11 protein-coding genes are annotated in these 12261 nt (G+C 63.1%); 1 reads left to right on the top strand and 10 read right to left on the bottom strand.

Translation table 11 applies throughout. The features are described 5' to 3' along the window. Window positions 1-247: 247 nt before the first annotated feature. Entirely contained in the window at window positions 248-565 is a 318-nt protein-coding gene (locus B5527_RS32605) for a ribbon-helix-helix domain-containing protein (protein ID WP_079605156.1), read from the top strand. 256 nt (window positions 566-821) lie between these two features. Here B5527_RS32605 and B5527_RS32600 read toward each other — a convergent pair whose 3' ends face one another. The 10 genes from B5527_RS32600 to ileS form a co-directional block, all read right to left on the bottom strand. Next, window positions 822-2390, bottom strand: coding sequence for a GMC family oxidoreductase (locus B5527_RS32600; RefSeq protein ID WP_079607688.1), 1569 nt, complete (start codon window positions 2388-2390; stop codon window positions 822-824). A gap of 35 nt (window positions 2391-2425) precedes the next feature. After that, complete coding sequence (locus B5527_RS32595) at window positions 2426-2974, bottom strand: Twin-arginine translocation pathway signal (RefSeq protein ID WP_079605155.1); 549 nt, start codon at window positions 2972-2974, stop codon at window positions 2426-2428. Between the two features lie 34 nt (window positions 2975-3008). Then, on the bottom strand, window positions 3009-3404 hold the full coding sequence (locus B5527_RS32590; RefSeq protein WP_079605154.1) for a VOC family protein: 396 nt from the start codon (window positions 3402-3404) through the stop codon (window positions 3009-3011). Between the two features lies 1 nt (window position 3405). Continuing rightward, a complete protein-coding gene (locus tag B5527_RS32585) occupies window positions 3406-3726 on the bottom strand; it encodes a c-type cytochrome (RefSeq protein ID WP_079607687.1) in 321 nt (106 codons plus the stop codon). Window positions 3727-3926: 200 nt separating this feature from the next. Beyond that, the gene (gene arfB, locus B5527_RS32580) at window positions 3927-4346 is read right to left on the bottom strand and encodes an alternative ribosome rescue aminoacyl-tRNA hydrolase ArfB (protein WP_079605153.1); all 420 of its coding nucleotides are present in this window, start codon (window positions 4344-4346) and stop codon (window positions 3927-3929) included. A gap of 258 nt (window positions 4347-4604) precedes the next feature. Then, window positions 4605-5966: a M16 family metallopeptidase gene (locus B5527_RS32575; protein ID WP_079607686.1), complete on the bottom strand. Its 1362-nt coding sequence runs from the start codon at window positions 5964-5966 to the stop codon at window positions 4605-4607. Window positions 5967-6022: 56 nt separating this feature from the next. Beyond that, a complete protein-coding gene (locus B5527_RS32570) occupies window positions 6023-7411 on the bottom strand; it encodes a M16 family metallopeptidase (RefSeq protein WP_425305040.1) in 1389 nt (462 codons plus the stop codon). A gap of 101 nt (window positions 7412-7512) precedes the next feature. Next, the gene (locus tag B5527_RS32565) at window positions 7513-8229 is read right to left on the bottom strand and encodes a hypothetical protein (RefSeq protein ID WP_079605152.1); all 717 of its coding nucleotides are present in this window, start codon (window positions 8227-8229) and stop codon (window positions 7513-7515) included. A gap of 107 nt (window positions 8230-8336) precedes the next feature. Then, the gene (lspA, locus tag B5527_RS32560) at window positions 8337-8834 is read right to left on the bottom strand and encodes a signal peptidase II (protein ID WP_079605151.1); all 498 of its coding nucleotides are present in this window, start codon (window positions 8832-8834) and stop codon (window positions 8337-8339) included. A gap of 199 nt (window positions 8835-9033) precedes the next feature. Further along, a complete protein-coding gene (gene ileS / locus B5527_RS32555; RefSeq protein WP_079605150.1) occupies window positions 9034-12156 on the bottom strand; it encodes an isoleucine--tRNA ligase in 3123 nt (1040 codons plus the stop codon). Between the last annotated feature and the right edge of the window lie 105 nt (window positions 12157-12261).

Genomic DNA, 12261 nt, shown 5'->3' with positions numbered 1-12261 from the left:
AGGCAATTTAAGGGCTTTTACCGGCAAGCGGGAAGGGAACCCAAGGGCTTTCGTCAGCTCTCCCCGTTGTTTACAGCGAGGTCGGGGACCAAGAGGTAAAACCGTCATGCCCGCGGGATCGGGCAAGATCGAGCAAGTTCGTTCTCCCAATGGTGCGTCGTGTGCGGGTTTATGACGGGAACATTGAGACGGGCACCGACCGGGTATATCGTTTAGAAAAGATATAAAGAAGATCGGGAGGAAGCCCATGTGTCAGCTGTTCGCTCACCAGCCTCAACGCGACTACGAATCGCAGACCAGATCTCTTCGCATCGACGGCCATTGCACGTCGATCCGGCTGGAGATGGCGTTCTGGGATACGCTTGAAGAAATCGCGGGCAAGGAAGACATGAGTCTCGCGAAATTCCTGACACGTCTTCACAGCGAAGTTCTCGATCATTGCGGCGAAGTGCATAATTTTGCATCGCTATTGCGCTGCTCATGCCTGATCTATCGATCGAAAGCCGCAGCGGTCATGCCTGACTTTCTCGACGGCACGGCGCCGCGGCTGGTCGCCGCCGAATAGGCCGCACATCCCTTCCTGCTTCATCCTTCGAGACGCGCGCAAGAGCGCGCTCCTCAGAGCCTCTGAAGGATTCGGACCTCATCCTGAGGAGCTTGCGAAGCAAGCGTCTCGAAGGATGGATGCAACGGCTGGACTCGCGGCCATCCTTCGAGACGCGGCCAAGTGGCCGCTCCTCAGGATGAGGTCTCGAACGCGTCTCGAACCATGGAGTACCAGAACCAATTCGCGATCAGTGATTCGTCCCGGCCGAAGTGCGCTAGATTTCCTTTCGCTGCATGGCGCCGGCGATATGATCCGCCTGCCTGACGGCAAGCGCCACGATTGTGAGTGTCGGATTGCAGGCCGCGCCGCTGGTGAACTGGCTGCCGTCGGAAACGAACAGGTTTTTGATATCGTGGGTCTGGCCAAATTTGTTCACCACGCCGTCCCGTGGCTTGGCGCTCATCCGGTTGGTGCCCATGTTGTGGGTGCTGGGATAGGGCGTGGTCGGATAGGTCACGGTGGCGCCGACGGCCTCGTATACCGCCGATCCCTGCTTGTAGGCGTGATTGCGCATGGCGAGGTCGTTGGGATGATCGTCGTAATGAACGCTCGCCACCGGCAAGCCGAATTTGTCCTTGGCCTTGGGATCAAGGGTCACGCGGTTGGTTTCCTGCGGCATGTCCTCGCCGACCAGCCACATCCCCGCCATGCGCGGATAGCCTTCCATCGCCGACGTGAACGAACGCCCCCATGCGCCCGGATTGAGGAAAGCCGCCATGAACGGCAAACCGAGCGACAGCGTTTCCATTTCGTAGCCGCCCATGAAGCCGCGTGACGGATCGTGCCGCGCCTCGTCGCGAATGATGCCGGCCATGGTGGTGCCGCGATACATGTGTACCGATTTGTCGAACACCGCGTAGACACTGCCGGTCATGTGACGCATGTAGTTGCGCCCGACCTGGCCGGAGCTGTTGGCGAGGCCGTCGGGGAATGCGCTGGACGCACTGTTGAGCAACAGCCGGGGGCTTTCGATCGAGTTGCCCGCGACGGCAACAATGCGCGCCTTCTGGCGATGCATGTTTCCCGCTTCGTCGGCATAGAGGACGCCCGTGACCTTGCCGGACGCATCGTGCTCGACCTGGAGCGCCATGCTGCCGGGACGGACTTCGAGGTTGCCGGTCGCTTCGCCCTTCGGGATTTCCGCGTACAGCGTCGACCACTTCGCGCCGGACTTGCAGCCCTGGAAACAAAATCCGATCTGCTGGCATGAGCCGCGGCCGTCGCGTGGTTCGCTGTTGATCGCCATCCGTCCGGTGTGGACTTCCTTGTAGCCGAGCTTCTTCGCGCCGGCTTCCATCACCTTGAAGTTGTTGTTGCCCGGCAATCCCGGAATGTTGTTGGTGCGGGTCACGCCCATCTTGTTTTCGGCCTTGGCGTACCACGGCTCCATATCGGCAAGCGTGATCGGCCAGTCCAGCAGATTCGCGCTGGGCACGCTGCCATACGTGCTTCGGATCCTGAATTCATGCTCGTCGAACCGCAACGACGCGCCCGCCCAGTGGACCGTCGATCCGCCGACCGATTTGACGATCCATGCCGGCAGGTTGGGGAAATCTTTGGCAACGCGCCAGTTGCCCGATGTGGTTCGCATATCCGTCCACGCCAGCTGCGTGAAGCTCTCCCACTCGTTGTTGATGAAGTCCTGCAGTTCGGTGCGCGGGCCGGCCTCAAGGATCACGACCTTGACGCCTTTCTGGGCCAGTTCGTTACCCAACGTCCCCCCGCCGGCGCCGGAACCGACAATCACGACCAGGCCATCGTCGTTCAGATCGAATTTCGCCATGATGAGTCCTCCCAACCGGATGTTGCTCGAAGCCTTCAGACTTTCGGCAGCCAATCGATGTCGTTGAAGCCGCGGTTGATGTATCCGCCATGCTCGGCGGACGAGCCCTCGTAGCCGAATTTCGGCCACAGCTCTTCCTGGTTGTAGAGCGAGACAACAAGATCGGAGCGAACCTTCTTGAAGAAATCGGTCTGCTCGATTCCCTGCAGCAGGACGACCCGGTCGGCCTCCCACGGCACCTGAATGTAAGCCACCTTGTGCCGATCCTGCGCGTCCTGGTCGAGACGCCGAACGCCATCTTCAAGGAGCGCCTTGGTCGCGGGGTCCTTGGCCGCCTTTCCGTCCCACGGCTTGATCGCCGCGATGTAGTAGCTGTCGGCCACGAAGTCGTGCGGATAGATGTCGCGCGCAACCTTCACTAGTGTCTTCAGTGTCGGAGGCGTCAGCGTGGTCGCGTCCGCGGCCCACGCGTCCTCGATGCCGATCCCGGCACTCGCCGCGACGGCCACGACCGGAACCGCGGTCGCGGCGCCCTGCAGAAAAACGCGGCGGCTGTATTTGCCTCGACGATCAACTTCTCTCATGGGCGTCCTCCATTGAATGTTTTTGTTGGGTGCACTAACCGAAGCGGCCGCCTTTCTGAATGACCTCGACCTTGTAGCCGTCCGGATCAGAGACGAAGAAAAAACGCGCGAGCGTTGCGCCGTCATGCTTGAAATCGCGCAGCGGCCCGGGCGACAATTTCTCGCGCTCGAAGCGGGCATGCTCGGCATCGAGATTGTCGACTACCACGGCGAGATGGCCATATCCGTCGCCGGGAACGTAAGGCTCCTTGCGGTCGAAGTTCACGGTCAGTTCGAGTTCGAACGGCGACGACGCGTGGCGCAGGTAGACCAGCGCGAATTCCGGAAACACAAGGCGCTCGGCAATCTGCAAGTCGAATGCGCGGGCGTAGAAGTCGAGCGACCTCGCTTCATCGAGAACGCGGATCATGGAGTGAACCGGCTTTGCCATTTCAGTTCAGTCCCTTGAGATAGGTGATGATGGCGGCGCGCGTTTCGGCCCTGGTCTGGCGATAGGTCATGATGGCGCCGGGAATGACGGCCTGCGGATCAGTCAGCCAGGCATCGAGCCGGCTCTCGTCCCAGCTGAAACCACCCTGCGCCAGACCGGGCGAGTAGTGAAAGCCTTCGACCTTGCCGGCCTGCCGACCGACGATCCGGACCAGCGTCGGCCCTTGCCGGGGAGCGTCCGAGAGATTCGTGCTGTGGCATGTGGCGCATTGCTGTTTGAAAAGCGCGGCCCCGTCGGGCGACTTGGCCTCCGGCAAGGGCATTTGGGCCGAGGCGAGGCCGACATTCGATATCGCGCTGCAAAATCCCAGCCCCATGGCGAGTATCACACGTGGTTTTCTCATGCATATTACCGTTGGCGCCGACCGAGCTTAGGTCGTCGCGAACCGGCGGTGGTAGTAGCGGGCTGTTTTATGATGGAAAGGCGGGCGTGCGGCCGACGCGGCCGTGCGCAAAACACGACTCAGTCGTCGAATCCGCCCGAGCCGCGCTTGGCCTTGACGTCGCTGCGGCGCTTTTTGCCTTCCAGCCGGCGCTTTTTCGAGCCCAGCGTCGGCTTGGTCGGCCGCCGCGGCGTCGGGCGTATCATGGCTTCGCGCAAGAGTTCGAGCAGGCGGTCGATTGCGTCGGCGCGGTTGCGTTCCTGGGTGCGGAAACGCTGCGCATGGATCACGATCACGCCGTCCTTGGTCATGCGCTGGCCCGCCAGCCGGCTGAGCCGCGCCTCGGCGTCCGCCGCCAGCGTTATCCGCCGTGTATCGAACCGCAATTGCGCGGCGGTCGAGAGCTTGTTGACGTTCTGCCCGCCCGGACCGGAGGCGCGAACGAAACTGATCTCGATATCATTCTCGTCGATCATGAGGTCGCGGGAAATCCGCAGCATGCGTCACCGGAGGCTGAATATTTCCCACAGCGGGAATCAGGCTCGCGGAGGATAGCGGTTTTGTTTGCGGTCCGCTTTCGCTCGTTCCCTTCCCCCTTGTGCCAGGGAGGGGGTAAGCCGCAAACGCCGGAGTTCGTGATACCCCCCTCTCTAGCTCTCCCCCACAAGGGGGAGAGAACAGATCTCGTTCGCTGAGGGAGTAACGATGAACGCTTCCAGCCAAGCAGGCTCAGAACGACGCTTGGCCTCTCCGAAAGTTTAGTTCGCCGCAGGCGCAGGCGCAGGCGCTGCCGCGGGCGCAGGCGCAGGCACGGGCGCAGCCGCGGTCGCTGCCGCGGGCTGGGCGGCGGCCTGCGGGGCGCGGCCGACGATGACGGTGAGGAGGCCATGCCCCCACAACCGCCGGGCGGCCTTCCTGGCGTCGTCCAGCGTGACGGCATCGACGAGGGCGTTGCGCTTCTCGATGTAGTCGATCGGAAGTTTATCGAGCTGATATTGCAGCAGCGCCGATGCCAGCTTCGAGGAGGTATCGAGCGCCAGCATTTGCGAGCCCTTGAGATAGGACTTGGCTTCATCCAGTTCCTGCTGGGTGGGGCCGTCCTCGGCCATGCGGCGGACTTCCTTGTTGATGGCCTCGACGGTCTCGCCGGCGCGGTCGGCGCGGGTTCCGGTATTTCCGACGAACAGCGCGGAGTGATCCATCCACAACAGCGATTCGTAGACCGAATAAGCCAAACCGCGCTTCTCGCGGACTTCGCTGTAAAGCCGCGACGACAGCGTTCCGCCGCCGAGAATGTGGTTGACGACATAGCCGGCCATGAAATTCGGATCGTCGCGCTTGAGGCCGGGGCCGCCGAAGGTCACCACGGTCTGCGGCACATCGAGCGGAATGAACGCGCGCTGCGGCGGCTGGGCGGCTTCGACGTCGGCGACCGGCGTCAGGCTGGCTTTGGCCGGCAATCCGCCGAAGGTTTGGTCGAGCAATTTGCCGAGCGTGGCCGGGTCGACATCGCCGACCACGGCAACCCTGAGCGTATCCTTGGCCAGCACGCGGCGGACATAGTCCTTCATGTCGGCGACGTTGATTCGGGGAACACTCTCCAGGGTGCCGCTGGCCGTTCGGCCGTAGGGGTGGTCGCCAAAGGCGATTTCCAGGAACTTGCGGCTGGCGAGCGCCGACGGACTGGAAGTGTCGCGCCGCAGGCCGGAAATGATCTGCGCACGAATCCGTTCGACATCGCTGCTGTCGAAATGCGGCGACGTCAGCGCCATCCGCAACAGGTCGAAGGCCTCGTCCTTGTTATCTTTCAGCATGCGCAGCGAGCCGCGGAAATGGTCGCGGGTCGAAGCGAAACTCAGTTCGATGGCACGGCGTTCGAGACGTTCGTGGAAGGTCTTGGAATCCAGATCGCCCGAGCCTTCATCGATCAGATCGGCAACCATATTGCCGACGCCGGGCTTGTCGGCCGGGTCCTGGGTCGCGCCGCCGCCGAAGGCATACTCCATCGCAATCAGCGGCACGGTAGCGTCCTGCACGAACCAGGCTTCGATGCCTCCGGGCGAAACCAGGCGCTGGATCTTGGCGGCGGCGTGCGAAGCCGTTGAGGCCAGCGGCGTCATCGCGAGGCAGGTCGCGACAATGAAGGCGAAGCGCAGCACGCAGGTTCGGGATTTGGTCACGAACGCTTCTCCTCGCGTTTCGCCGCGGTGTCCTTGATCAGATAGCCGGTCACCGACCGTTTCTTGTCGAGCCATTTTTGCGCGGCCTGGCGAACCTGTTCGGCGGTAACGGCGCGAATGCGATCCGGCCAGCTTCGGATGTCCTCGATGTTCAGGCCGGTGGTGAGCGCGCCGCCATACCAGCGCGCCAGCGTCGCCTGATTGTCCTGAGCGTAGATGGCTTCCGCGATCAGCTGGGTCTTGACGCGCTCGAGATCCTCGGCCGAAACGGCGTTTTGTCCGACATCCGATATCACCCTGTCGATCACCTGCTCGATTTCTGAGAACTCGACGCCGGGTTTCGGCGAGGCCGAGATCATGAACTGCGTCGCATCCAGCGAAGTGCCCTGGTAGCCGGCGCTGGCGCTGACAGCGAGCGGGCGGTCGACCACCAGCGCGCGATAAAGATAGGAATTGCTGCCGCCGCCCATCAGCTGCGCGAGCACGTCGAGCGCCGGACTTTCGCCGGCGGCGGCGGTGGTCGCGGACGGCACCAGATAATAGCGCCGCACGCTGGGTTGCTCGACATGCGGATCGGCCAGCGTCACGGTGCGCGCCGCGACCGGCTCCGGCTCCTGCGGACGAAGGCGCCGCGCGGGAATGCCGGGCTGCGCCGCCACCTGGCCGAACGTCTGCTCCGCCATCGGGCGGACATCCCTCGCATCGACGTCGCCGGCGATCACCAGAATGGCGTTGTTCGGGGCATAAAAACGCCGGTAGAACGCCAGCGCATCTTCGCGGTTGAGCTTTTCGATTTCGTGGTGCCAGCCGATCACCGGCCGGCCGTAGGGATGATTGAGGTACAGCGCCGCCATGATCTGCTCGGCCAGCCGCGCCTCCGGGTTGTTGGCGACCCGCATGTTGTATTCTTCGAGCACGACGTCGCGCTCCGGCAGCACGTTTTCATCCTTCAGGATCAGGCCGGTCATGCGATCGGCCTCGAACTCCATCATCTTGGGCAATTGGTCGCGCGGCACGCGCTGGAAATAGCCGGTGTAATCGGTGGACGTGAAGGCGTTCTCGTTGCCGCCGATCCGAAGCACGGTCTGCGAAAATTCGCCGGCCGGATGCTTGCTGGTGCCCTTGAACATCAGGTGTTCGAGAAAATGCGCGAGGCCCGACTTGCCGGGCGTCTCGTCGGCGGAGCCGACCTTGTACCAGATCATCTGCGTGACTACCGGAGTGCGGTGATCCGGGATCACCACCACCTGCAGGCCATTGCCGAGGGTAAACGTCGCGGGCGGCTCCGATGTCACCGTGGTCTGGGCGAGGCCGCTTGCGGAGAAAGAGAACGCCAAGAGCAGCGCAGCGAACACAGAAACGGCGAAGCGGTGTGCGGGCATCATGACCTGTTTGAAGGCCCGAACGGAAGCGTTCGGGATAAAGCCGCGGCATGGTACACCGCGCTGTCGCCGGATGGCGTCACGAAGCCGAGTGCGGAACGCAACTAGTCGCCATACTTGCCGGCGGCCGGGTTGTATTCCTTGTTCAGCGATTCCTTCGGCCCGGTGCCGTAGGCGAAATTCGGCGACGGCGTCTGGTATCCGGCCGGAGGCTGGGTCAGGGATTCCCGCGTCGGCTCCCCCTTGAACGGCGCTACCTCGGTCTTGTTGCCACCGAAAATAGTGCTGAGCTTGCCGTCAAATCCGAGCTGGGACGGGCTGAGAACGGGATTGTTGACCGAATCGCCCGGCTGCACCGGGTCGTTATTGGTGCGGACCGGAGCGGCCGTCCTGCCGGCATTCAGTTCGCTCGGAGTTAGGACGCGGGCGGCCTCGACGGGATCCTTGTTATCTTTCTTGCGGCGCGCGATCGCGGCCTTGCGGCGCGCTTCATCCGGATCCTTCGGCCAGTTCGGGTCCTTCACCTCACCCGACGCGGCAACCGGCGGTGGCAGATCGAGCTTGGGAGGGACGACCAGCGGCGACCGCTCGCGATAGTCGATCCCCCGGTTATCCATGTTGGTGCCGCCGATACCGGCCATGATGCCTTCGATGACCTTTTCCTCGAAGGTCTTGTCATCCTCATCGGCGTCCTGGGCGCGCGCGGCCCCTGCTGCCATCACGAGACCGATCCCTAGGGCGACGACGGACAGGCGGAGGGCGCGCCTCAGCGCAGCCGGGGAGTTCCGCACAATCCAATCGCTGGCTTCGGTCTCGCGCATGGCGCTCTTCCTGTTCCAATTCTCAGCAAACCGGCCGCCGATTTAAGGCGCTGCTGCGCGCCTGCAAGCACTCCCGGAACTGCTTCGGGGGTCCGTATCAGCTGGGATCAGGGCGCTTTTGCGGCGGGCACCCCCAGGAAGGAGTCATACAGCAGGGCTGCTACTCCGGCAACAATCGCCACGTCGGCAAGGTTAAACACGTACCAATTGAAGGTATTTCCGCCGATCTGGAGGTGGAACAGGGCGAAATCGACCACCGCGCCATAGGCGAAGCGGTCGATGGCGTTGCCGATGGCGCCGCCGATGATCAGGCCGAGCGCGATGGTGGCAATCTGGGTACGCGACCGCGCCATCCAGATCGCCAGCACAATCACCGCCACCGCCTTGACCGCCATCAGGGCGAACTGGGCGAGGTGGCCGTCGTTCTGAAACCAGCCGAAGCTGATCCCGACATTCCATGCCAGCACTAGGTCGAAGAACGGGGTCAGCCGCACCGCGCCGCGACGGCCGATGTCGAACACGAACAGCAGCCAGAGCTTCGAGGCCTGGTCCAGCGCCAGCACGACAATGGCTGCGATGATGCCGCGGCGGAGGTGAGGGGTCATGGCGTGGCAGCCGATACCAACCACAACGCCGTCCGCGCGAAAGCGAGGACCTCCAGCGTGAGCGCAGTTGCGCTCATCGCGGCGCCGTGTCGGATATTGCTTGAAAGACTCGTGGTCATCTTCCCGTATCTATCGCTGAGGCCGGTGGTTGGGTCCCTGCTTTCGCAGGGACGACGATCTGATGGACGCAGGGACGACGCTAGACCACTACTCCCAGCGCCTTCCATTCGCGCAGCGCCCTGGCGTCGCGTGGCGAGACGTCGGGGTATTCGGGGTCCTCGCCGACGGTCGGCAGGATTTTCCACGACCGCGCGCATTTGATGCCGACGGCCTTCTCGACCACGACGGCGACGCCCGGCACGTCGTTCAAGCGGAATGCCCCTGACGGCGCCTCGTCATTGGTCACCATCGCGTTCGAGGTGATGCAGACCTCGGCCAGATCGACATCGATCAGCGTGTCGAAAATCTTCTTGTCCGAGACATAGACCAGCGGCGAGGCCTCCAGCGACGATCCGATCCTCTTGGCGGCGCGCTCGACTTCCAGCGCGCCGGTGACGACGCGGCGGACGGTGCGGATGATTTCCCATTTTGCCGCCAGCGCATCGTCGCGGAAGGCCTCGAGCCCCTCCGGAAACAGCGTCAGATGCACCGACGGTTCGGTGTCCGGACGATAGAGCTGCCAGGCTTCTTCGCAGGTAAAGCTCAGCACCGGCGCGAACCATCGCAGGATCGCATCGCAAATCATGTCGATGGTGGTGAGTGCGGCCTTGCGCGCCAGCGACGACGGCGGGTCGCAATACAGCGTGTCCTTGCGGATATCGAAATAGAACGCCGACAGTTCGGTATTCATGAACGCCGAAAGGCTGGCGACCACGGTCTTGTAATCGAACTCGGCATAAGCCCTGCGCACGATCGCAGCCTGGCCGGCGAGCTGATGCAGCATCAGCCGCTCCAGTTCGGGCATCTCGGCGGGAGCGACCGCGTCATCAGGCTTGAAGTGATGCAGCGTGCCGAGCATCCAGCGCATCGAGTTGCGCAGCTTGCGGTAGGTCTCGATGGTATTTTTGAGAATCTCCGGGCCGATGCGCTGGTCGTCGGCGTAATCGGTGGCACACACCCACAGCCGCAGGATGTCGGCGCCGGATTGCGCGATGACCTTCTGCGGCTCGACGGTGTTGCCGATCGATTTCGACATCTTGCGGCCGTTCTCGTCGAGCGTGAAGCCGTGGGTCAGCACGACGTCGAACGGCGCGCGGCCGCGGGTGCCGCAGCTTTCCAACAGCGACGACTGGAACCAGCCGCGGTGCTGGTCGGAGCCTTCGAGATACATCACGGTATCGTCGCCGCCGTCGACCTTGCGCCGGATGCCGGCGAGACCCGGGAAGTGCACGGGGTCCTCCAGCACGAAGGCGTGGGTCGAGCCGGAATCGAACCAGACGTCGCAGATGTCGTCGACCTTCTTCCATTCCTCGTTGGCCAGCGGGCCGAGGAAGCGCTCGCGCGCGCCGTCCATGTACCAGGCGTCGGAGCCTTCCTGCTCGAAGGCGTCCGCGATGCGCTGGTTGACGGCTTCGTCCTTGAGTATTTCGGCGGAGCCGTCGGCCTTTTCGCGCACGAACACCGCGATCGGCACGCCCCAGGCGCGCTGCCGCGAGAGTACCCAGTCGGGCTTGGCGTCGATCATGCCGTTGATGCGGTTCTGGCCCGACGCCGGCACCCATTGCGTCACCGAGATCGCATGCAGCGCGCGGGCACGCAGGGTGTCGCCTTCCTTCACCTCTCCCCGTCGGGGAGAGGTCGACCCCGAAGGGGTCGGGTGAGGGGACTTGCTATCTTCTGGAGACGGTAACCCCTCACCCGGCCGCTGTGCGGCCGACCTCTCCCCACTGGGGAGAGGTGAAGGGGAGCCCGCGATGTCCTTATCCATCGCGATGAACCATTGCGGCGTGTTGCGGAAGATCACCGGCTTTTTCGAGCGCCAGGAATGCGGATATTGATGCTTCAGCCGTCCGCGCGCCAGCAGCATGCCGGCCTCGATCAGGGCCTTGATCACGGCGTCGTTGGCATCGCCCTTTTCGCCCTTGTCGTTGATGACCCGCTTGCCGGTGAAGCCAGGGGCCTGATCGGTGAAGGCGCCGTTCTCGTCGACGGTATAGGGAATGGTGGTGTTGATGCCGCGCGCTTCCAGTTCGCGCGCATTCGACATCCAGACGTCGAAGTCCTCGCGGCCGTGGCCGGGCGCGGTGTGGACGAAGCCGGTGCCGGTGTCGTCGGTGACATGATCGCCGGCCAGCAGCGGCACCTGAAAATCGTATCCCTTGCCCTTCAGCGGATGCGAGGCATGGCCGATGTGACAGGGATCGACATCCTGCTTCCTGATGAACGCTTCGACCTTTGCGGTCTTCATCACCTCAGCGGCGAGCTTGTCGGCCAGAACGAGCTTGTCACCCTTCCTGGCCCAGTTCTGGTCGGGCGCTTCCGTGACCCCGTAGAGACCGTAGGTGATTTTCGGCGAATAGCTGATGGCGCGATTGCCGGGCAAGGTCCAGGGTGTCGTGGTCCAGATCACGATGGATGCACCAACCACATCACGCGTCGTTGCGGGCGCGCCGCCATACGCGTCGATACGAAACTTCACCCACACCATATCCGACGTGTAGTCCTCGTATTCCACCTCGGCTTCCGCCAGCGCGGTTTTTTCCACCACGCTCCACATCACAGGCTTGGAGCCGCGGTAGAGCGTGCCGTTGGCGGCGAATTTCATCTGCTCGCGCGCGATCTGCGCTTCGGCGAAATAGTCCATGGTGGCGTAGGGATGGTCCCAGTCGCCGATGATGCCGAGCCGCTTGAATTCCTCGCGCTGTACGTTAAGCCAGTGCCCGGCATAGGCGCGGCATTCCCTGCGGAACGACACCATCGCCGCCGAGTCCCTGAAATCCGGCTTCGCCTTGCCCTTGGAGCGGTAATTCTCTTCCTCGATCTTCCATTCGATCGGCAGGCCGTGGCAGTCCCAGCCCGGCACGTAGTTGGAATCGAAACCGAGCATCTGCTGGCTCTTGGTCACCACGTCCTTGAGGATCTTGTTCAGCGCATGCCCGATATGGATGCTGCCGTTGGCGTAGGGCGGCCCGTCATGCAGCACGAATTTGGTCCGGCCGCGGGCAGCCCGGCGCAGGCTCGCGTAGAGCCCGATCTCGTTCCAGCGCTTGAGGATTTCCGGCTCGCGCTGCGGCAGGCCGGCGCGCATCGGGAATTCCGTCTGCGGCAGGAACAGGGTTTTGGAATAGTCTGGGGCGTCGGATTTTTGGGATTTTTCGGACATGAAGGCTCTGGTTTGGCTCAAAGGGCGCGAGATACGCGATAAGTTCGCGGAGGAATAAGCGGGGATCCCGGTCTTGCGCTGAGCCGAAACTCAGGCGGAAGCCGG

Source organism: Bradyrhizobium erythrophlei (genome assembly GCF_900129425.1).
Taxonomy (GTDB): domain Bacteria; phylum Pseudomonadota; class Alphaproteobacteria; order Rhizobiales; family Xanthobacteraceae; genus Bradyrhizobium; species Bradyrhizobium erythrophlei_C.
The sequence above is the reverse complement of the archived record's forward strand: the minus strand, read 5'-3'. Positions and strand labels throughout refer to the sequence as shown.

Excerpts from the sequence above, each read along its gene's own strand:
- ileS (WP_079605150.1), bottom strand. The coding sequence starts at position 12,156 with ATGTCCGAAAAATCCCAAAAATCCGACGCCCCAGACTATTCCAAAACC.
- B5527_RS32600 (WP_079607688.1), bottom strand. The coding sequence starts at position 2,390 with ATGGCGAAATTCGATCTGAACGACGATGGCCTGGTCGTGATTGTCGGT.
- B5527_RS32585 (WP_079607687.1), bottom strand. The coding sequence starts at position 3,726 with ATGCCCTTGCCGGAGGCCAAGTCGCCCGACGGGGCCGCGCTTTTCAAA.
- B5527_RS32565 (WP_079605152.1), bottom strand. The coding sequence starts at position 8,229 with ATGCGCGAGACCGAAGCCAGCGATTGGATTGTGCGGAACTCCCCGGCT.
- B5527_RS32575 (WP_079607686.1), bottom strand. The coding sequence starts at position 5,966 with ATGACGCCGCTGGCCTCAACGGCTTCGCACGCCGCCGCCAAGATCCAG.
- B5527_RS32590 (WP_079605154.1), bottom strand. The coding sequence starts at position 3,404 with ATGGCAAAGCCGGTTCACTCCATGATCCGCGTTCTCGATGAAGCGAGG.
- B5527_RS32605 (WP_079605156.1), top strand. The coding sequence starts at position 248 with ATGTGTCAGCTGTTCGCTCACCAGCCTCAACGCGACTACGAATCGCAG.
- B5527_RS32570 (WP_425305040.1), bottom strand. The coding sequence starts at position 7,411 with ATGATGCCCGCACACCGCTTCGCCGTTTCTGTGTTCGCTGCGCTGCTC.
- lspA (WP_079605151.1), bottom strand. The coding sequence starts at position 8,834 with ATGACCCCTCACCTCCGCCGCGGCATCATCGCAGCCATTGTCGTGCTG.
- arfB (WP_079605153.1), bottom strand. The coding sequence starts at position 4,346 with ATGCTGCGGATTTCCCGCGACCTCATGATCGACGAGAATGATATCGAG.
- B5527_RS32595 (WP_079605155.1), bottom strand. The coding sequence starts at position 2,974 with ATGAGAGAAGTTGATCGTCGAGGCAAATACAGCCGCCGCGTTTTTCTG.